At 66.3% G+C, this 20,637-nt stretch carries 17 protein-coding genes and 1 pseudogene; 12 read left to right on the top strand and 6 right to left on the bottom strand.

The annotated features are described in order from the left end of the window. Positions 1 to 127 precede the first annotated feature (127 nt). From DK26_RS12675 to DK26_RS28985, 10 genes and pseudogenes are all read left to right on the top strand, one after another. Positions 128 to 2,242, top strand: a complete 2,115-nt coding sequence (locus tag DK26_RS12675; RefSeq protein ID WP_066472705.1) for a bifunctional rhamnulose-1-phosphate aldolase/short-chain dehydrogenase — start codon at positions 128 to 130, stop codon at positions 2,240 to 2,242. Between the two features lie 3 nt (positions 2,243 to 2,245). Then, a complete protein-coding gene (rhaI, locus tag DK26_RS12670) occupies positions 2,246 to 3,544 on the top strand; it encodes an L-rhamnose catabolism isomerase (protein ID WP_066472703.1) in 1,299 nt (432 codons plus the stop codon). Positions 3,545 to 3,622: 78 nt separating this feature from the next. Next, positions 3,623 to 4,633: an extracellular solute-binding protein gene (locus DK26_RS12665; RefSeq protein WP_066472701.1), complete on the top strand. Its 1,011-nt coding sequence runs from the start codon at positions 3,623 to 3,625 to the stop codon at positions 4,631 to 4,633. A gap of 83 nt (positions 4,634 to 4,716) precedes the next feature. Next, a complete protein-coding gene (locus DK26_RS12660; RefSeq protein ID WP_184231697.1) occupies positions 4,717 to 5,799 on the top strand; it encodes an ABC transporter ATP-binding protein in 1,083 nt (360 codons plus the stop codon). Beyond that, positions 5,799 to 7,493, top strand: coding sequence for an iron ABC transporter permease (locus DK26_RS12655; protein WP_066472697.1), 1,695 nt, complete (start codon positions 5,799 to 5,801; stop codon positions 7,491 to 7,493). The genes DK26_RS12660 and DK26_RS12655 overlap by 1 nt, the downstream gene beginning before the upstream one ends. Then, positions 7,490 to 7,615, top strand: a pseudogene (locus tag DK26_RS28990) (IS3 family transposase); the annotation flags it as partial. The gene DK26_RS12655 and the pseudogene DK26_RS28990, both read left to right, overlap by 4 nt. Positions 7,616 to 7,764: 149 nt before the next feature. After that, positions 7,765 to 8,535, top strand: a complete 771-nt coding sequence (locus tag DK26_RS12645) for a DeoR/GlpR family DNA-binding transcription regulator (RefSeq protein ID WP_066472696.1) — start codon at positions 7,765 to 7,767, stop codon at positions 8,533 to 8,535. A gap of 74 nt (positions 8,536 to 8,609) precedes the next feature. Continuing rightward, a complete protein-coding gene (locus DK26_RS12640) occupies positions 8,610 to 11,048 on the top strand; it encodes an FAD-dependent oxidoreductase (protein WP_066472694.1) in 2,439 nt (812 codons plus the stop codon). Continuing rightward, entirely contained in the window at positions 11,045 to 11,947 is a 903-nt protein-coding gene (gene purU / locus DK26_RS12635) for a formyltetrahydrofolate deformylase (RefSeq protein WP_083533187.1), read from the top strand. The genes DK26_RS12640 and purU overlap by 4 nt, the downstream gene beginning before the upstream one ends. A 34-nt stretch (positions 11,948 to 11,981) precedes the next feature. Beyond that, positions 11,982 to 12,386 (top strand): hypothetical protein, encoded by a 405-nt coding sequence (locus DK26_RS28985; protein ID WP_157089639.1) that lies wholly within the window; start codon positions 11,982 to 11,984, stop codon positions 12,384 to 12,386. 433 nt (positions 12,387 to 12,819) lie between these two features. On the opposite strand, the gene DK26_RS12630 is transcribed toward DK26_RS28985, so the two are convergent. From DK26_RS12630 to DK26_RS12610, 5 genes are all read right to left on the bottom strand, one after another. Then, positions 12,820 to 13,299, bottom strand: a complete 480-nt coding sequence (locus tag DK26_RS12630; RefSeq protein WP_066472692.1) for a YHS domain-containing (seleno)protein — start codon at positions 13,297 to 13,299, stop codon at positions 12,820 to 12,822. Between the two features lie 26 nt (positions 13,300 to 13,325). Further along, positions 13,326 to 13,811 (bottom strand): DUF6789 family protein, encoded by a 486-nt coding sequence (locus DK26_RS12625; RefSeq protein WP_157089638.1) that lies wholly within the window; start codon positions 13,809 to 13,811, stop codon positions 13,326 to 13,328. Positions 13,812 to 13,832: 21 nt separating this feature from the next. Further along, positions 13,833 to 15,230, bottom strand: coding sequence for a tetratricopeptide repeat protein (locus DK26_RS12620; RefSeq protein ID WP_066472685.1), 1,398 nt, complete (start codon positions 15,228 to 15,230; stop codon positions 13,833 to 13,835). A 70-nt stretch (positions 15,231 to 15,300) separates the two neighbouring features. Continuing rightward, positions 15,301 to 16,494, bottom strand: a complete 1,194-nt coding sequence (locus tag DK26_RS12615) for an OpgC domain-containing protein (protein WP_066472684.1) — start codon at positions 16,492 to 16,494, stop codon at positions 15,301 to 15,303. Continuing rightward, positions 16,494 to 18,143 (bottom strand): thiamine pyrophosphate-binding protein, encoded by a 1,650-nt coding sequence (locus DK26_RS12610; protein WP_066472682.1) that lies wholly within the window; start codon positions 18,141 to 18,143, stop codon positions 16,494 to 16,496. Before DK26_RS12610 ends, DK26_RS12615 begins: the two co-directional genes overlap by 1 nt. 211 nt (positions 18,144 to 18,354) lie before the next feature. Between DK26_RS12610 and DK26_RS12605 the strand changes: the two genes are divergently transcribed. Both DK26_RS12605 and DK26_RS12600 read left to right on the top strand, forming a co-directional pair. Further along, positions 18,355 to 18,930 (top strand): sigma-70 family RNA polymerase sigma factor, encoded by a 576-nt coding sequence (locus tag DK26_RS12605; RefSeq protein ID WP_248309954.1) that lies wholly within the window; start codon positions 18,355 to 18,357, stop codon positions 18,928 to 18,930. 82 nt (positions 18,931 to 19,012) lie between these two features. After that, complete coding sequence (locus DK26_RS12600; protein ID WP_066472678.1) at positions 19,013 to 19,654, top strand: DUF1109 domain-containing protein; 642 nt, start codon at positions 19,013 to 19,015, stop codon at positions 19,652 to 19,654. Positions 19,655 to 19,695: 41 nt separating this feature from the next. Here the strand turns inward: DK26_RS12600 and DK26_RS12595 are convergent, their stop codons facing one another. Then, a complete protein-coding gene (locus DK26_RS12595; RefSeq protein ID WP_066472672.1) occupies positions 19,696 to 20,499 on the bottom strand; it encodes a metallophosphoesterase family protein in 804 nt (267 codons plus the stop codon). Positions 20,500 to 20,637: the final 138 nt, after the last annotated feature.

Genomic DNA, 20,637 nt, shown 5'->3' with positions numbered 1-20,637 from the left:
CGCAATGCGGCTTGCAAGAAAATGACAGAACTTGATCGAACTTGACAATGATTGAGAGTTCGCGATGAATTTATGAAACAGCGGCCGAAACGAGCCGCTTGCCGGAAACGCCGAAGTCGAGGATCTCATGGCCGATCACGCCATTGCGAGCGGTTTGTCACGCCTGCTCACCAGCTCATGGGACGAGGGGCTGGCGGAGACGCTCTCGCCACAGGATCTGCTGGTCTATCGCTCGAACCTGCTCGGTGCCGACAAGCGCATCACCAATTTCGGCGGCGGCAACACCTCCTCCAAGCTCGGCATGCCCGATCCCCTGACCGGCGCCCCGGTCGAGGTGATGTGGGTGAAAGGGTCGGGTGGCGATCTCGGTTCGATCCGGCTCGACGGTTTCGCGACGCTGGACATGGCGCGCTTCCGCAGCGTGCGACAGGCCTATGCCGGCCCGGACATGGAGGATGACGTCGTCGCCCTCTATCCGCACTGCACCTTCGGCCTGAATCCGCGCGCCGCCAGCATCGACACCCCGCTTCACGGTCTGATCGACTATCCGCATGTCGACCATGTCCATCCCGATGCGATCATCGCCATCGCCGCCTCGGTCGATGGCGAGGCGATCACCCGTGAGATCTTCGGCGACGAGATCGGCTGGCTGCCTTGGCGGCGGCCGGGATTCGAGCTCGGGCTGATGCTGGAGCGCTTCGTCCGCGACAATCCCGGGGCGCGCGGCGTCATCCTCGGCAGCCACGGCCTCTTCACCTGGGCCCACACCCAGCGCGGCTGCTATGAGACCACGGTTGAGGTGATCAATCGCGCGATCACCTGGCTGGCCGAGCACGAGGCTGGCAAGCCGGCTTTCGGCGGCCCGGCAGTGGAGATGCTGGCTCCTAAGCAGCGCCGCGCGACTGCGGCCCGCCTGATGCCGATCCTGCGCGGTCTCGTCTCGGAAGGCCGCGCGAAGGTCGGCCATTTCGACGATCAGGCGGCGGTGCTCGATTTCGTCTGCAGCCGCGACCTCGCCGCGTTGGCGCCGCTCGGGACATCCTGTCCCGACCATTTCCTGCGCACCAAGATCCGCCCGCTTGTGCTCGAAATCGATGCCTCGCGCCTCGACGGGGAGGATCTGCTGCCGACGCTCCGGCAGGCGATCGCAGCCTATCGCGCCGACTATCTCGGCTATTACGAGCGCTGCAGGCGCCCGGATTCGCCGCCGGTGCGCGATACCAACCCGGTCGTCATTCTCGTGCCCGGGGTCGGCATGTTCACCTTCGCCGCCGACAAGGCGACGGCGCGGATCGCCGGGGAATTCTACGTCAACGCCATCAACGTCATGCGTGGCGCCAGCGCTGCCTCGACCTATGCCGGCCTGCCGGAGCAGGAAGCCTTCGACATCGAGTACTGGCTGCTCGAGGAGGCCAAGCTGCAGCGGTTGCCCAAGGGCAAGCCGCTCGAGGGGCGGATCGCACTGGTCACCGGCGGGGCCGGCGGCATCGGCCTCGCCACCGCGCGCAGACTGCTCGGCGAAGGTGCCTGCGTCGTGATCTGCGACATCGACAGGAGCGCGTTGCGCGAGGCTGAGACTGCACTGGTAAAGAGCCATGGTCGCGACCGCGTCGCGGCGGTCCCCGTCGACGTGACCGACGAGCGGACTGTCATCACCCTCTTCGGCGAGGCGGCGCTGGCTTTCGGCGGGCTCGACATCCTCGTGTCGAATGCCGGGATCGCCTCGGCCGCGCCGCTCGAGGATACCAGCCTCGAACTCTGGCAGCGCAATATCGACATTCTCGCGACCGGCTATTTCCTGGTCTCTCGCGAGGCGTTCCGGCTGATGAAGGCGCAGGCGCGTGGCGGCTCGATCGTCTTCATCGCCTCGAAGAACGCGCTGGTCGCCTCGCCCAACGCCTCGGCCTATTGCACGGCCAAGGCCGCCGAAATTCAGCTCGCTCGCTGCCTCGCTCTGGAGGGCGCGCCGCACGGCATCCGCGCCAATGTCGTCAATCCAGATGCGGTCCTGCGCGGTTCGCGCATCTGGGAAGGCGAATGGCGCGCGCAGCGTGCCGGGGCCTATAATGTCGCCCCCGACGATCTGGACGAGGTTTACCGCCAGCGCAGCATGCTGAAGCTCAACGTCTTCCCCGAAGACATCGCCGAAGCCGTCTATTTCTTCGCCTCGGACCTTTCCGCGAAATCCACCGGCAACATTCTCAACGTCGATGCCGGGCACGCGCCCGCCTTCACGAGATAGATCATGGCGGAACTCCTGATCGATCCCGGGGTCATCGAGGCGCATAACCGGCAAGGGGCCGACGCGCTCGCGCAGGATTACGAGGCGCTTTCGCGATCGCTCTCGCGACGGGGTATCGATTGCGAAATGCTGCTGGCCAGGGTCTCGGCCCTGGAAATCGCTGTCCCGTCATGGGGCGTCGGCACCGGCGGAACGCGGTTCGCGCGTTTCCCGGGACCGGGCGAGCCCGCCGACATCTTCGACAAGCTCGAGGATTGTGCCGTCATCCAGCAGCTTGGCCGGGCGACGCCGCGCGTCTCGCTGCATTTCCCCTGGGACGAGATCGCCGACATGGCGGCGGTCCGGGCGCGCGGGCAGGAGCTCGGGCTCGGCTTCGATGCGGTGAATTCCAACACCTTCCAGGACCAGGCCGGCCAGAAGCTCTCATACAAGTTCGGCAGCCTGTCCCACGCCGATGCGGAAGTGCGGGCTCAGGCCGTCGCGCACAATGTCGACTGCATCCGCAAGGGGCAGGCGCTGGGTGCGCGGGCGCTGACGATCTGGCTGGCCGATGGCAGCAACTTCGCCGGCCAGTCCCATTTGGCGCGCGCTTTCGAGCGCTATGTCGAGTCCGTCTCTGCGATCGAAGCGGCCTTGCCCGACGAGAGCTGGAGGCTGCTTCTGGAGTACAAGAATTTCGAACCCGCCTTCTACGCGACGGTGGTGCAGGACTGGGGCTCCTGCCTGCTCGCGGCCCAGGCCGTCGGCCACCGCGCCCGCTGCCTCGTCGATCTCGGGCACCATGCCCCTTCGACCAATATCGAGCTGATCGTCGCGCGATTGATCTCGGCCGGAAAGCTTGGAGGCTTCCACCTCAACGATTCCCGTTTCGGTGACGACGATCTCGATGCCGGCTCGGTCGATCCGTTCCGGCTCTTCCTGGTCTTCAACGAACTGGTCGATGCCGAGGAGCGCCAGGCCTGGGACGAGGCGCCGGCGCTGATGCTCGACCAGTCGCACAATCTCACCGACCCGATCGAGAGCCTGATGCTCAGCGCCGACGCCGCCCGGCGGGCGCATGCCCAGGCGCTGCTCGTCGACCGGGAGCAGCTCGCTGAGCTGCAGGCGCGCAACGATGCCGCCATGGCGGCGGAGGCTCTGCGGCGCGCCTTCCGCACCGATGTGACGCCGCTGCTGGCCGAGGCGCGGCGCCGGGCCGGCGGCGCGATCGATCCCGTCGGCGCCTATCGCCTGTCCGGCTACCGGGAGAATGTCGCCGCGCAGCGCCCGCTCAGCACAGGGGGCGGCGGCGGCATCGTCTGAGGCTCGAAGATCAAAAGCGCCGCCGGATCGTTCGGCCGGCAGGCGCAAAACACAGAACGAACGCAGTGGAGGGAACCCATGAAGACACTCTTCAAATCACTCATCACCGGGGCCATGGCTTCGCTCGCCCTGGGAGCGGCGGCCTTCGCGCAGGCCCCTGCCCATGAGGGCAAGCTCGTCGTCTATGCCTCCCACCCGTCCGAAATGGTCGACCATTTCACCAAGATGTTCGGCGACAAGTACGGCATTCGCGTCACGACCGTGAAGGCCGGCACCGGCGAGCTGCTGAACCGCATCCGCGCCGAGCGCAACCGCCCGGCGGCCGACATCATGTGGGGCGGTTTCTCCGACACCGGCGCCTCGGCGCCCGATCTCTTCGACAAGTACAGCTCGCCCGAGCTCGCCAAGGTCGAACCCAAGATGCTCGATGCCAACGGCTACAACACGCCGTTCGCCGCTAGCACCATGGTGATGATGTACAACAAGAGCCAGGTGAAGCCGGAGCAGGCGCCCAAGACCTGGGCCGATCTCGCCAAGCCGGAATGGAAGGGCAAGATCGTCCATGCCGACCCGTCGAAGTCGAGCTCGGCGCTGGCTGCGCTCAACACCTGGCTGCTGATCTACGGCCGCGACGACAAGGGTTGGACGATGGTCGAGAACATGACGAAGAACATGAACATCATCCTCAAATCGAGCCTGGTGTTCCAGCAGGTCGGCCGCGGCGAGTATCCGATCGGCGTGACCTATGAGGAAGCGGCGATCAACTACGTCCTCGCCGGCACTGCCGGCATCGTCTACCCGGCCGACGGCACGCTGCTGGAGCCGGAGGGTATGTTCATCGTCAAGGGCGCGCCGAACCCGCAGGCCTCGAAGCTGTTCGCCGACTTCCTGCTCTCCGAGGAGGCGCAGAAGGAGCTCACCGCCAAGTTCCCGGGCCGCCGGCCGACCCGCCAGGGCGTCCAGACCCATGCCGAAATGAAACCGGCAGGCGAGCTCAAGCTGATCGACTATGACGCGAAATGGGCAGCCGCCAGCCGGGCCGAAGTGCTCGACAGGATGCAGAAGATCATCGTCAAGACGCAGCAGTAGGCTCTGCCGCCGAGCCGATCCCGGGCGAGGGCACGCGCTCTCGCCCGTTCCCCCGTGACATGCGTGACCGACCGGGTTTCCAGATGGCCTCTACTTCCGTCCGTATCGATCAGGTGACGAAACGCTATGGCGATTCCGTCGCCGTCGACAATGCCTCGCTCGAGATCGCCAAGGGCGAGTTCTTCACCCTGCTCGGATCGTCTGGCTGCGGGAAGACGACGTTGCTGCGCATCATCGCCGGCTTCCTGAAGCAGACGAGCGGGCGCATCCTGTTCGGCAACAGCTGCATCGACGATCTGGCACCGCAGCACCGCAATACCGGCATGGTGTTCCAGAGCTATGCGATTTTTCCGCATCTCAGCGTGGTCGACAACATCGCCTACGGGCTGCGGGCTAGGGGCCAGAAGGCCGCCGAGATCAAGCAGAAGGTCGACACCTATCTGGCGCTGACGCGCCTCTCCCATCTCGGTCACCGCAAGCCCCGCGAGCTCTCCGGCGGGCAGCAGCAGCGCGTCGTGCTCGCCCGAGCCATGGTGATCGAGCCCGACGTGCTGCTCATGGACGAGCCGCTCTCCAATCTCGACACCGAGATGCGCATGCATCTGCGCACCGAGATCCGCGCCCTGCAGCGCAAGATCGGCGTGACCACGATCTACGTCACGCATGATCAGGAGGAAGCGCTCTTGATGTCGGACCGGATCGCGGTGATGCGCGGCGGCCGGCTGGAGCAGGTCGCCAGCCCGCACGACATCTACAACAAGCCGAGCACGCGCTTCGTGGCGAGCTTCATCGGCGAGAACAATTTCCTGCCGGCGGTACAGCGAGATAATGCCGAGGCGGGGCATGTCCGGATCGAACTGCCGGGTGGCCAGTTCACCGCGAAGCTGCGCGGCGACCTCCCGCAAGGCGCACTCGAAGCCGCGTTCCGCCCGCAGGACATCGAGCTACGCCCGCTGGATTGCGAGGGCGAAGGGCTCGTCGGGACGCTGACCGACATCCAGTTCCTCGGTGGGACCGTGCGCTACGCGATCGATCTCGGCGGCGGGCATCTCGTCCAGGTCGCGGGGTCGAGCCGGACCGGCGTCACGCTTCCCGAGATCGGAACCCGCCATCGCCTCGGCGTGTCGCCGGCGGCGATTGCCCTGTTCGCGCCCGAGGCCGCCTGATGAGCGCCGTCACCGACACGGAGACCCCGCTGCGGCGCGGCGGCGGGTTTGCCCGCCATTTCGGCTTCTGGCCCGTGGTCACGGCCATCGTCCTCGTCCTCATCGTCGGGCTCCTGCTGGTGCCTGTCGCCAACATCGTCGGCGTCAGCCTCTCGGCAGGGGCCAAGACCGGCAGCATCTTCGAGAACTACGTCAACTTCTTCTCCGAACGCTTTTATTATCAGACGCTGGTCAACAGCTTCTGGGTCAGTATCTGGGCGATGATCTTCGCCGTCTGCCTCGGCGTTCCCGCGGCCTATTTCGTCAATCGCTACGAGATCTGGGGACGCGGCTTCGTGCGGGCCGCCGTCGTCCTGACCTTCGTCTCCCCGCCCTTCATCGGCTCCTATTCCTGGGTCGTGCTGTTCGGGCGCAGCGGCGTCCTGACCCAGTTCTTCAATTCCATCGGCGTCTCGCTGCCCTCGATCTACGGCGCCTCGGGCATCATCTTCGTCTTCACGCTGCAGTTCTTCCCCTTCGTCTTCCTGCTCGTTTCCTCCGGCCTGAAATCGATCGACCAGAGCGTCGAGGATGCCGCCCGCAATCTCGGCTCCAGCGAATTCCGCACCTTCCGGACCGCGATCGCTCCCTTGCTGGTGCCCTCGATCACCACGAGCGCCTTGCTGGTCTTCATCGCCTCGTTCACCGATCTCGGCACCCCGATCATCCTGGGCGAGCGTTTCCGCGTCCTGCCCGTCCTGATCTATGGCGAGTTCGTCAACGAGTTCGGCGGCCGCCCGGTCCTCGCCAGTGCACTCTCGGTGCTGCTCCTGTCGGTCACGACGGGCGCGCTCCTGCTGCAGCGCTGGCTGTCGGCGCGGTTTTCCTATGCCACGTCCGCGATCCGCCCGCTGCAGGTCCAGGAACAGCCCAGGGGCAAGCGCATCGCCGCGACGGCTTTCGTATTCCTGCTGATCGGCTTTGCGCTGCTGCCGCTGGTGAACATCGTCGTCTCGTCCTTCCTGAAGTCGAACGGGCCGGTCCTGGTCGCGAGCTTCACGCTCGACAACTACGCGCGCATCCTCGACCGGATCTCGCTGCCGCTCTGGAACACGCTGTTCTACACCACGGTCGCGACGCTGCTCTGCGCGGTCATCGGAACGGCGATCGCCTACATCATCGTGCGCCGGCCCGGGCCGGTCTCCAGCCTGCTCGATACCGTGGTGATGTTCTCATATGCGGTTCCGGGGATCGTGCTCGGCGTCGGCTTGGTGGTGACCTATCACGAGCCGCCCTTCGCCCTGACCGGCACCGCGACCATCCTGATCCTGGCCTATTTCATTCGCCGGTTGCCCTTCTCGGTCCGGTCCTCGGTCAGCATGCTGCAGCAGATCTCGCGTGACACCGAGGATGCCTCGATCAATCTCGGTGCGGGACCGGGGCGGACCTTCGCCAAGATCACCGTGCCCCTGCTGGCGACGGCGATCCTCTCGGGCGCACTGCTGACCTGGTCGAACACGATCCGCGAGCTCAGCGCGACGCTGATCCTGCAGTCGGGAACGACGACGACGGTCGCAATCGAGATCTTCAACGAGGTCGTGAACGGCAATTTCGGCGTCGCATCGGCGCTGGGTACGGTACTGATCCTGCTGACCTTCCTGCCGCTGGTCGTGCTGTTCACGCTGCTGGGCAAGAAGGAGGAGGCCCTTGTATGAGGCATTGCCAGAGGCTTGGCCGGGGGATCGAGCCCTCCGTCGGCAGCGTGGGCGATAGCTACGACAACGCCCTCGCCGAGGCGATCAACGGGCTCTGCAAAGCGGAGCTCATCCATAGGCGTGGATGACTGCACGCGCGAGAATTGCCGCTCAGGCGCATGTCGCTAGGTTCACCTCATGTCGCTGACGACCTTTTCTGCTTGGTTGCCATGAGACGATCGCCGACATAAGCCAGGCCGCATCCTGCTGGTCTGACGCTCGGGCTGTTCTTATGGCACGCGACATCGCAGTGCGGCGGCACCGCACCATTCTGGAAAGTCTCGACAGGCTTGAGTCTCTAACTGTCGAAGAGCTCGCCCGCTCGCTGGATGTGTCGCGGGAGACCATTCGGCGCGACCTCAAGACCTTGTCGGCGGCCGGGTTGCTGTCGATCGTCCACGGTGGCGCAACCCGGCACGAGCGCTCGGAAGCCTCCTTCGCCAGCCGTCGAACCGTCAACCGCGCAGGCAAGGAGCGGATCGCCGCTCTCGCGGTCTCGCTGCTCGGCGATGGCATGACAATCCTGCTCGATTCGGGCACGACGACGGAGGCTCTGACGCGCGCGCTGGCGCGGTCCGATCGCAAGCGCCTGATCGTCCACACGACCTCGCTGGAGAATGCGCGGCTCGCGAGCCGGCTTTCAGGCGCGCGTGTGTTCCTGATCGGCGGTGAGTTCGACAGCAACGAGGACGCTACCACCGGCCCCGAAACACTTCGGGCGATCGCGCGGCTCTCTGCCGATTTCGCTTTCGTCAGCGTCGGCGGCGTCGATTCGGATGGACACCTGACCGACTATACCCGCGCCGGTGCTGCGACCCGGACTGCCCTGTTGAATGCCGCGGAGCAGAGTTTCCTGATGGCCGATCACAGCAAGTTCGGGCTGGTCCTGCCCAGCCGGATCGGAGGCGGTGCGCCTTGGGCGGGGCTACTGGTCGACCAGGCTCCACCCGTCCCGCTCGCCGCCAAACTGGCGGAACACGAGGTTCGCATCCACGTTGCTTAATTTGACCGTTTATGTGGTTTTTTGTTGTTTTATGAAATGAGCCCGCTAACCTGCCTTCCATCGCGGAGGCGCTCATGTCCATTCCCACCCAATCCCGTGTCGTCATCATCGGTGGCGGCATCATCGGCTGCTCGGTCGCCTATCACCTGAGCAAACTCGGCTGGCGCGACGTGCTGCTGCTGGAACAGGGCCGCCTTTCCTCCGGCACGACCTGGCACGCAGCCGGCCTCGTCGGGCAGCTGCGCAGCCAGTCGAGCATGACGCGGCTGATACGGTATTCGACAGAACTCTACGCATCGCTGGAAAAGGAGACCGAGCTCGCCACCGGCTGGAAACGCTGCGGCTCGGTCTCCGTCGCGCGCACGCCGGAACGCATGACGCAACTGCGTCGGACGATTTCTGCGGCGCGGGCACAGGGGGTGGAGATCGAGGAGCTGAGTCCGAAGGAAGCCGGCGACAAATGGCCGGTGATGCGCACCGACGATCTCGTCGGTGGCGTGTGGCTCCCCGGCGACGGCAAGGCGAACCCCGCCGATATCACCCAGGCGCTGGCACGCGGCGCTCGCAACGGCGGCGCGATCGTGCGTGAGGGCATACGCGTTACCGGAATCGAGACCGAGAAAGGTCGGGTGAAGGCGGTTGTCACCGATCAGGGAAGGGTCGAATGTGAGGTCCTCGCCATCTGCGCGGGGCAATGGTCCCGCACCGTCGGGCAGATGTGCGGCGTCTCGGTACCGCTGCATTCCGCAGAGCACATGTACATCGTCACCGGCAAAATCGAGGGGGTAACGCCTGACCTGCCGGTGATGCGCGATCCCGATGGCTACACCTACTACAAGGAGGAGGTCGGCGGCCTCGTCATGGGCGGCTTCGAGCCCGATGCGAAGCCGTGGGGCATGGACGGCATTCCTTATCCGTTCGAGTTCCAGCTCCTGCCCGATGACTGGGACCAGTTCGCGATCCTGATGGAGAATGCGTTGCAGCGCGTGCCGGCGCTGGAGACGGCCGAGATCAAGACCTTTCTCAACGGTCCGGAGAGCTTCACGCCGGACAACAACTTCCTGCTCGGCGAGGCGCCGGAGGTGGCGGGCGTCTATGTTGGCGCCGGGTTCAACTCGATGGGGATCGCGTCGGCCGGCGGCGCCGGCCGGGCGCTCGCCGAATGGATCGTCGAGGGCGAGGCGACGAGCGATCTCTGGCCCGTCGACATTCGCCGCTTCGCTGGCTTCAACAACAATCCGGCCTGGCTGAAGGACCGCATCAAGGAGACGCTCGGCCTTCACTACGCGATGCCCTGGCCGAACCGCGAACTCGATACCGCAAGGCCTTTCCGGCGCTCGCCGCTCTATGAGCGCCTTGCAGCCAAGCATGCGGTCTTCGGCTCCAAGATGGGCTGGGAACGCGCGAACTATTTTGCCCGCAACGAGGACGAGCGCACGATCCGCTATTCCTTCGGACCGCAGAACTGGTTCGAAACGGTCGCTGCCGAGCATCGTGCCTGCCGCGAGGCGGCGGGGCTGGTTGACATGAGCAGCTTCGCCAAATTCCTGCTGCAGGGTCCGGAGGCCGAAGCCGCCTTGCAGCGCCTCGCTGCCAATGATGTCGCCGTTCCCGTGGGCAGCTCGGTCTATACAGCCTTGCTCAACGCGCGCGGAACCTTCGAAAGCGACCTCACGGCCGCCCGTATCGCGCCCGATAGCTACCTGCTCCTGACCGGCACCGCGCAGGCGACGCGCGATGCGCACTGGATCAGGCGCCAGCTCCCCGAGGGTGTAACGCTGACGGATGTGACCTCCGCCTACGCCGTTCTCTCGCTGGCCGGGCCGAAGGTTGCGGAGATACTCGGCCGCGTCTCGCCGATCTCGTTCGATCCCGCTGATTTCCCGGCCAATGCGATCCGGCAGATCACGATCGGCTATGCCACGACCTGGGCTTGCCGCCGGTCCTATCTGGGAGACGGCTTCGAGCTTTATGCTCCCGCCGAATTCGCTCTCGCCATCTATGACGCGCTGCACGAGGCCGGTGCTGACCTCGGGCTCATGGATGCAGGCTACTACGCGGTCGACTCGCTGCGTCTCGAGAAGGGCTTCCGCGCCTGGGGCAGGGAGTTGACGCCGGACGTCAATCCCTACGAGGCCGGGCTCGGCTTCGCCGTGAAGCTGAACAAGGGGGACTTCATCGGTCGCGATGCCCTCGTGACGGCGCGCGCCGCGCCCCGCACGAAGAGGCTGATCTCGCTTGTCGGGCCTCGCCCGGACGGTCAGATGGCCTGGGGTGGCGAGGCGATCCTGGCCGACGGCAAGCCGGTCGGCGAGATCACCTCGGCGGCGTTCGGCGCGACCGTCGACGGCATCGTCGCGTTAGGCTGGGCCGAAAGCCATGAGCCTATCGACCAGGCCTGGCTCGATGCGCGCAGCTGGACGATCGATCTCGCAGGCACGGCGACACCGGTGACCGCCAGCCTCGCCGCGCCGCTCGACCGCAAGCAACTGACAAAGGGAGCCACGGCATGACCGATCTTGCGCCCCTCTCGCCTGCCATTTCCCGGGAGATCAGCGTGCAGAACCCGCGCCGTGTCCTCACCCTGTCCTGCGAGGACAGGCCGGGCATCGTGCATGCCGTCAGCGGCGCGCTCTATCGGCATGGCTGCAATATCCTGGAAAGCGCACAGTTCAGTGATCCAAGGGATGGACGCTTCTTCATGCGCGTCGCCTTCGCCGCAGGAGGGAGCTTCGACGATGCCGCGTTCCGGCGCGAATTCGACGGGGTCGCCGGCACCTTCCGCATGGACTGGGACGCGATCGACACGAGGCGCCCGCAGCGCGTCGTCCTGATGGTCTCGCGCTTCGGACACTGCCTGAACGATCTGCTCTTTCGTCAGGCGACCGGCAATCTCAACATCACGATTCCGGCGATCGTTTCGAACCACCGCGATTTCGAGCCGCTCGCGGCGAATTACGGCATTCCGTTTCACCACCTGCCGGTCACGGCGGCCAACAAGGCCGAGCAGGAGGCGAGGCTCCTGGAGATCGTCGCCGAGACCGATGCATCATTGGTCGTGCTCGCCCGCTATATGCAGGTGCTCTCCAACGAGCTGTGCCGTGCGCTGGATGGGCGGGCGATCAACATCCACCATTCCTTCCTGCCGAGCTTCAAGGGCGCGAAGCCCTACCACCAGGCCTATGATCGCGGCGTGAAGCTGATCGGAGCGACCGCGCACTACGTGACCTCCGATCTCGACGAGGGGCCGATCATCGACCAGGACGTCGCCAGGGCCGATCATTCGCTTGCGCCTGACGATCTCGTCAGCGTCGGGCGCGACATCGAGGCGGTCGTCCTGGCGCGCGCCTTGCGCTTGCATGTCGAGCGGCGGGTGATGCTGGCCGGCCGACGCACGGTCATCTTCCGCTAGGGGCCATGACGCGATGGCACGAATTTCAACAGAGATGGATCACCGCTTCGGCTCTGCTGACAATCGGCTGTTCGCCGGAGAACGTGATGCTCGGGCAAAATCGGCTTTCATTTTCAGCCTGGCGGCTCCGGCGCTGCCACGAACAGACGCCTTTCGCTATGTGAGGCCTGTCACAGTCGCTTTCCGCAAACTGCGTATCCATTGCGCTGGATCGAGCGGCGGAGCGGGCCACATGCCCAACACCTTCCATCAGAAGATCGCGGTGTTCCATCGCAACACCATTCAGAAAATGAGAAATGCAGGACTATCGGCGTATGTCCTGAGAGAAGATGGCAGTGTGGTGCACTTTAGGTTCGACGGAAAAAGGGAAGTCATCAGCTCCAGTTCAATTCCGCCGAAAAATTCGAGATCGGAACCTGGCATGCTGACGACAAGCTGAAGGCAAGAAAGCCACGGCCGAACCGAACCTTTGAGCCGTGACTGCGCAGGCGACACGCCTTGTATCCGAATAGCAAGGCCATGCGGATTCCCGGCGCTCAGCTTTCGGCCAGTCCGCCAAGATCGGTTCATGGGGCGTCCCGCCAGCGCTGGGAACGATGGGGTAGCCGTCGGTGCTCGAGAAAACCTGTGCAAGCAGAAAGGGCGCCTTTCGGCGCCGTATGCGATTTCGAGTACTGGCGCCATGATGCTGCGCTCTTTCAGTGGCCGTGGGTGCCGACTGACGGTTGCGAAACGCCGCCCAAGCCCATGAGCAACGAGTACCTCACGAAAAATCCTCGCCCGGTTCTGAGCACGGACTGAACTCTCGCCTTTTACGAAACGCCGCCTGTGGCTCGCCATTTGTCAGCCACCGGACAATGCTTCCGTACAACTTACCTCACATCCTTGGCTGTCAGGCGCGGCCAGTTTCCCTCGGCACGGGCGATGTACGCCCGCGTTTGAGCGAGCCAGGTCTCTCGCACGCCGAGGTCGTAGTTGAGGTAAAGCCGGCCATCGACGATCGACCACGCTTCGGGCTCGATCTTCACGAGATAGCCACGCGAGGTGCCATAGGCGCAGAACCCGCCATAGGCCGGCAGATAGCGCGCGGGATCGGCCTCGAACAGCGCCTTGTGTTCGGCGCTGGCGAAGCGCCAGCTAGCACCGCCATGGTGCACCGAGAACTCCGGCTTGCCGAGGCGCGGCCCGTGGTCGCGGAAGTAGGCGACGGGATCGTAGCCCCGGATCGCGAGCCCGTCGGGCGAGCCGATCGTGTTGACCGGCCGCCCGATCTCGGCCCGCGCCGGTATGCCGCCGAGCGCCGCCAGGGCCGCGATCCCGGCCAGGCGGATGAAACCTCGTCTGTCGAACATGGTGCTTCTCCGATCGTTGGAACGTTTCAGGGCGCGCGCGTTTCCAGCTCCTCGAAGACACGAGCCGCGACGTAGCCGTAGATCGCGTGGCCGAGGAGGCTCATCAGTGAGAGGCGCGGCACGTCGTTGAGGAGGAAATGCTGTCCGGCGAGCGGGGCGAAGAAGGCGAGCGCGATGAAGTAGGTGATCACGCCCCAGATCCAGCCATCCGCCGGCATGCCGAAGCTCTTCACCCGGCGCGTCAGCACCCAGTAACCCAGCGGGTAGAGCAGGAAGCCGGTGACGAAATGCAGCAGCTTGGCGGCCGGCGTCGAGAGCGTCAGGCCGAGCTGATGGGCGAAAAGCGACTTCACCAGCTCCGGCGGCTCAAGCGGGAATTCCGCCAGCCAGGCCGTCGGCACGGCCGAGAACAGTTCCCAGAAGCCGAGGCCGGCGAAGCCGCCGAGGGTGAGGTTCGTGAGGGTGCGGGCCGAGGGCAGTGCGAAGCCCTGGATCGTGGCCGAGGCGGTCATGGCGGTCATCCTTTCCTGTCTTCAATGGGCGATGGCGAGCGGGGTGGAGGCGACGGCGAGCGTCGCCAGCCGCCCTGCACCGCCGTCATGCAGCCGTGCCAGCCGGCGGGCGGCGAACAGGTTTGCGCCGCCGCGCCGCCCCAGGCGGTCCTCCAGCAGATGCGCGGCGCGGTCATGCTGGCCGGCACGGATCAGGCCTTCGGCATAGGCCTGTTCGAAGAGGTCGCGCTGGGCATGGCTGCCGCCGATGACGCAGAGCCCGTCGCGGGCGGCGCCGAGCAGGCGGGCTGCTTCATTGTAGTCGCGCTCCTGGAAGGCGATCAGCCCGAAGGCGGCGAGGGCGCCGTTGCGGGCGGCGGCGCGCCGCTCGTCACTGGGATGGCCCGCTGCATCCTTCAGCAGGCCATGCGCGATGGCGTGCGCGCCGTCCGCGTGGCCCGCGCCGAGCAGCGATACGGCATAGTGCAGGTCGGCGAAGACCAGGCGCCCGTCATCAATGCGGCCCTCGGCCTTGGTGGCCAGCTCGTGCCAGCGATCGCCGACATCGACCCCGGCATATTCGAGGCGGGCGAGCAGCGAGGCGCCGTTTGCGATGTCGCGATAGTCGTCGGTCGGCTCGGCCCTGATCTCTTCGTCATAGAGCCGCAACACCTCGCCCGTTTCGCCACGTTCCAGCCGGAACAGGGCGAGATGCCAGAAGATGTGGAAGCGCAGATTGTTGGCATGGGCGAAGCTGCGGCCATCGCCGAGCCAGGTGATGCCCTCGGCGACGCGCCCGGTCATTTCCAGCACATGAGCGACAGCGTGACGGCCCCAGGCGTCGCGTGGGCTCAGGCTCACGGCGTGGCGGCCGGCCCGTTCGGCTTGCGCATAGAAGCCCCGCTCTTCGAGCGCGAAGGCATGGCAACCATGGACGAAGCCGGCGAGCGGATGGCTCTCGCCGAAGCCCGGCGCGACGCGGCGCAGCGTCACGAGCATCTCGGACTGGTCGCCGAGCATGAAGCGCAGGCCGTGCGAGAGCTTGAGCGCCAGCACGTCCAGAGGGTGAGCGAGCAGGATCGCTTCAAGCCTCTCGGCCGCCCGCCGCGGGCTGTCCTCGAGCCAAAGCGCCAGGGCTTCGATGACCATCGTCTCACGCCGCGTGACCCGTCGCAGCAGGGCCGCCGAACGGGCCTTGGCGAGGCAATTGCGCGCCGGGGCGAGCAGCTCGCTCCGGGCCAGTGAAAGCAGCATCAGCCCCTTGGCGGCATGGGCGAGGGCGAAGTCCGGATCGGCGGCGAGCGCGCGGGCGAGATGCTCGGGCGTGGTGGCGGCATGGGCCATGAGCGCCTCGAGCGTATCGTTCCAGGCAAGGCGCGCCGCATCGTTGGCGACGCTGATGCCGTCGCCGGAGAGATCGTTGTACCTAGGGTCAGACATTACCTGCTCCGTTGCCGCGCCGATGCCGGGCGCTCTTCAGGGAGTTCGCAGCGCGCCGATCAAACGGCGTTCAACTCGCTTCACGGACCCGTGTTGTCGGCGCGCTCATCGCCACAGACGGATGCTGCGCCTCGCTCGCCGTCTTGCGGACCGGGGCAGCCCAGGGCGCGCTCTTGAACCAGTCGACCAGGACCGCGGTCGCGAGGATCAGCGCGAAGCCGGCAAGGTTGAGCAGCGCAACGACGGGCTCGCTGCGGCCGGCCGCATCGGCGATGGCGCCGAGAAGGCGCGCCAGGACGACGCTCGCCAGGAAACAGGCCAGCGACTGCCGGCCGATCAGGACGAGGAGATGGCCCAGGCCGCTGTCGAGCCGCTGCCGCCAGGGCTCGATCAGGCTGAGCACGAGATAGGCCAGCGCCAGGAAATGCATGACGCGCAGGATGTGGAGATTGGTCTTCTCATCGGCGGGGAGCAGCAGGTCGCGTGCGGCCGCCGACGGCCAGTGCTCGATCAGGCCCCAGAAGGAGAGCGGCACCGAAAGCACGACGAAAGCCGCGGTCGCGATCATGATGCGTCGGTCGCCGAGCGCCGGCACCGGCAACCATCTCATCGCGATGAAGAAGCCGAGGAAGAATGCGAGCTGCCAGGCGAAGGGATTGAGGAACCAGCCGGCGCCGTTCCAGGGATTGCCGGGCAGGTTGAGGCCGCCGATCCAGCTCGCCGCATAGAGCGCCGCCGCGATCAGGAACGGCAGGACTGCGTGGTAGCGTCGCGCCAGCATCATCATCGGCACGAGCGCCAGGATCACCAGATACATCGGCAAGATGTCGAGATAGTCCGGCTGCCAGCTCAGAGTGGCGATGCCGAGCAGCGCGGTTGCCGGGTCAGCGAGAAGCGGCTGGAACTGCTGTGCGAGCATGGTGAAGCCGAACAGCCGATCCAGCGCGGCAGCGAGTCCGACCAAAGCGAGGACGAGGCCGATCTGCGCCCAATAGACCTGCCACATCCGGTAGGCGATGCGCGCCGAGCCCAACCACCAGCCAGCCCGGGCAAAGGCGCTGCCGAAGGCGAGCGCGCTGGCGATGCCGGAGCAGAAGACGAACAGCTCGGCGCCCGACGAGAAGCCGAAGCGCGCCGGAATCCAGGCGTTCCAGCTGTTGTCCGGCAGATGTGCGACGAAGATGATCAGCATCGTCAGACCGCGGAAGAAGTCGAGCCTTTCGTCGCGAGGCCGTTTGGCCTGGACGGGGGCGAGGCCGGCCATCAGAAAGCTCCCTCGTAGCTTTCGGCATCGATCCGGCAGGCCAGCACCGTGAAGCCGCCGCGTTCGAATGCAGCGGCCAGTTCGTGCGCCAGGGTCTCGCAATCGTCGATCGTTGCGCCATGCCCGCCCAGCGCGCCTGCCACGGCGGCGAAATCTGTGGCGCCGATATCGATGCCGGCACGCGGCAGGCCAAGCTGGCGCTGCTTCAGCGCGATCAGTCCCAATTCCTGGTCGACGAGCGCCACGACGATCACGGGAAGCCCGAGATCGCGCAAAGTCGCCAGTTCGCCCAGCACCATTTCGAGGCCGGCGTCGCCGACGAAGCAAAGGACGGGATGGCCGGTTCCGAGCGCAGCGCCCGTGGCCAGGGGCAGGGCGCACCCCATGGTGGACAGGCCGCTCGATTGAAGCAGGCGGCGCGGTCCGTCGCAGCTCCAGATCTGGCTGAGCAGGATGCGGTGCGCGCCGGAATCGGCGGTAGCGATCGTGCCGGCGGGCGCGATGCGGCGCGTCGTCTCGAAGACGGCGTGAGGGCCCCAGCCGGTGGGCGCGGCGAAGGCAGCCCGAAAATCTCGGCGGATGACAGAGGGCTCGCGGTCCGGCCAGACGGCCTTTGCCTCGAGCCGTTCGGCCAGATAGCTCAGGATCGTGCCGACATCGCCTTCGAGCTGCAGGCTGGAGCCATGCATGCCGTGCTGAGCCGGCTCGGCGACGATATCGATGACCGGCTTGCCTGCGGGCCAGGGGTGGCGCCAGCTCTGCCGCATCTCGATCGGATCGTAGCCGGCGAGAAGGATCAGATCCGCCGCTTCGATCAGGGGGTGGACGATCGCATCGGCCTTGGGCGAGAGGCCGACGGCGCCGATGACACGCGGGTCGTCCTCCGGAACCAGGCCCTTGGCCTTGTAGGTCGTCAGCAACGGCGCGCCGGTGCGGGTCAGGAAGCGATCGAGCGCGACCGCTCCGTGCTGAACGACGAGGTCGAGGCCGGCGATGACGAGCGGCCGTTGCGCAGAGGCGATCAGGGCTTGCGCCGATTGGAGATCGGCAGGTGTCGAGCGCGCGATCTGCGGCAAGACAGGCGCAACCCGCGGGGCCGTATGGGCTTCCGCAACCGCAATCGGCAGGTCGATATGCACCGGGCCGGGCCGGCCGCGCCGGGCGATGGCGATCGCCTTCGCGGTCACGAGATCCTCGGTGCCGGGCGCGGCCCGGAAGCTCGCCTTGACGAGCGGCCGCAGCACCGCCTGATGGTCGAAGACCTGATGGGTGTAGCTCTCGGCCAGCGCCTGATCGATGCAGCCGGTCACGAAGATCAGCGGTACCCGGTCCTGCTGCGCATTGGCGACGACATTCACTGCATTGGCGACGCCGGGGCCGAGCGTGGCGACGAGCACGGGCAGGGCGCCTGTCGCATGCCAGAGCCCCTCAGCCATGAAGCCGGCGGCGTTCTCGTGTCTGGCGAGCAGGAAGCGGATGCCGGCGCGTTCGAGCGCATCCACCAGGGCCAGCACCTCGCCACCGGGAATGCCGAAGGCATGGGTCGCGCCCGCTGCCGCCAGTTGCCCGGCCAGAAGATCGGCGCCCCTTGGCAGGCCCTGCGGACCCGTCTCCGCCGGCGCGGCGGCCGATATCCGTTCATGGCGCATGGTCTGTCTCCGGCGAGCCGCCTCGGTGGCGTCGACGGACAGATCGCGCGGAAGGGCGGTTTGGTTACAGGATCACGGAGACGTGAGCTTGCCGCCGTTCGCCGGAGGCAGGGCAGCTTCATCGCCAGTTCATGGCCTTGTGAGCCCGCCGACCGCATGCGACGGAATGAGCCGATCCTATCTCGCGTGCTCCCACGAAGACGTGCCAGCCTTGTCGCTCGACGAACTCGAATCTCAGCTCCGACCGGTTTTCCTTGCCGCTCTCACCGGTGACGAGGCCGCTTACCGTCTTTTCCTCGACACGATCAGTGTCAGGCTGCGCGGCTATCTGCGCCGGATGCTGACCCGCGCCGGGCGCTCGGAGGCCAGTGAGGTCGAGGATGTGCTGCAGGAGGTCCTGTTGGCGCTGCATCTATCGCAACACACCTACGACCCGGCGAGTCCGGTGACGGCCTGGGCCCATGCCATCGCTCGCTACAAGCTCGTCGATCATCTGCGCCGGACCAGCCGGCACGCCGGCAACCAGCCGCTCGACGATCAGGCGTATCATCTTGCCGGCCCAGCCGACAGCGCCGCGTCGGAGGCGCGGCTCGATCTCGAGCGCGCCATGGCGGCCCTGCCGGAGCGCACGCGCGGCCTGATCGATCGGGTCAAGCTCCAGGGCACGACGGTGGCCGAGGCAGCGCGAGCGTCGGGCATGACCGAAACCGCCGCCAAAGTTGCGATCCATCGTGGGCTTCAGGCGATGGCCAGGTTTTTCTCGCGACGCGGAGAGAGACCGGGCTGATCTGCACCAGGAAGCAGAAGGGTGTAACCTTTCGGTAGTGCGCCGCGAACTCAAGACAGAGCAGAACGCATCGAAACCGGACATGCAGACAGACGATCTCATTTCCCTCATGACCGCGGGCCACCGGCCGGTGGATACCGGCTGGCTGCGTCGCGTCACCTGGCTCTGCGCGCTGGCGGCGCTGGCCTTTACCGCGCTACTCGTCCTGCTGGTGCTCGGCGCGCGCCGCGATCTTGCCGTCGCCTGGCTCACAGTCCCGGTCATCGCCAAGGTGCTGCTTGGCGCCAGCGTCGCCGGCATCGCGCTGTCGCTTTTCCAGCGCAGTCTTCGACCCGGACTGAGGCCGCGGCGGTTCTTGCCGCTGGTCGCGTTGCCGATCGTGGCCGTCGTCGGCTGGGCCGCGCTCACATTGCTGCGGGCGCCTGTGGAGCAGTGGGGCATGCTGATCTTCGGCAGCTACTGGCGGGCCTGCCTGATCGCGATCCCCCTTTACGCACTGCTTCCCCTCGCCATCCTGTTCGGGTTGGCGCGTCGCGGAGCACCTGTCGACGGTACGCTGACCGGTGCCTGCGCGGGTCTCGCCTCGGCCGGCCTCGCGACGATCGCCTACAGCCTGCATTGCCCGGACGACACCGCTCCCTTCCTGGCTACCTGGTACACGCTCGCGATTGCAGCGGTGACGGCTATAGGGGCGGTCACTTTTGCCAGGCTGCCGCGATGGTAGCTTCCCGCGTAGCCCGGACGGGCGGTCCGTCTCGGAGAAGCTCAGCGTGGATGTCCGCTTTCGGAGAAACGGTCGACGCCCGCCTTTGGCGCCTGGGAGCTGGGCTGTTGCGATCTTAGCACCCGCCCGGTCCGAAGGGCGTGAGCCCAGTCTGCCCGACCATTGGCTTCAGCGCGCCGGGCTGCCTGTTCCCAGTCATAAGCGATGGCGTAGAGCTCGATCGCAACCGCATCCGATATCGTCACGACGGCGAAGCGCGCATGCGGGCCGCCGCTTTCCGACACATGGATGCTCGGTTCGGTGGCGCGGTAGGCGGGGTTGCCGACGCTGCCGGGGTTGACGACGACTGTGCCGTCACCGAGCCGCAGCAGGCGCGGCTGATGGCTATGTCCGCATAGAACCACGGCCTGACCAGCTGTGCCGATCAGCGCCTCGACGGCCTCCGGGCGAGCGGCGACGAGGCGTCCACCTTCGATAGCGTCGAGCAGATAGGTGTCGTCGTCTTTCGGGCTGCCATGAAAGCACCGCGCCCCGCCGATCTCGATCTCGAAGGGGAGAGTCGCCAGCCAGTTGCGCGCCTCGGCGTCGAGATCGTGCCAGGCATGGCTGTCGGAAGTGCCCAGCCCGTCCGGCGAGGTCGTGCCGAGCGCCCGGTCATGGTTGCCGCGGACATGGCTCATCGTGCTGGCACGCAGAAGGCGCACCGTTGCCGCCGGCCAGAGCGGGCCTGAGGCGCAGTCGCCGAGATTGACGACCGCGTCGACGGACAGTTCGGCGAGCCTGGAAAGCACGGCTTCAAGAGCCGGCAGGTTGCCGTGTACATCGGCGATGACGCCTAGCCGCATGTCGCGAATTCCGAATCTGCCCCCGGTCTTTCGCCGGCCAATCTCGTGATGCCGCGTCCCGGCCCTGTCGCCAAGACCCGAGGCGGTCCGATCATGGGTTCGATCCGGCGGGAACGATCACGCGTTCCAGGGCATTGA

Source organism: Allobosea sp. WAO (assembly GCF_001509835.1).
Lineage (GTDB): Bacteria > Pseudomonadota > Alphaproteobacteria > Rhizobiales > Beijerinckiaceae > Allobosea.
Note: the sequence above shows the minus strand (reverse complement) of the source record. Positions and strands in the feature narration are given on the sequence as shown.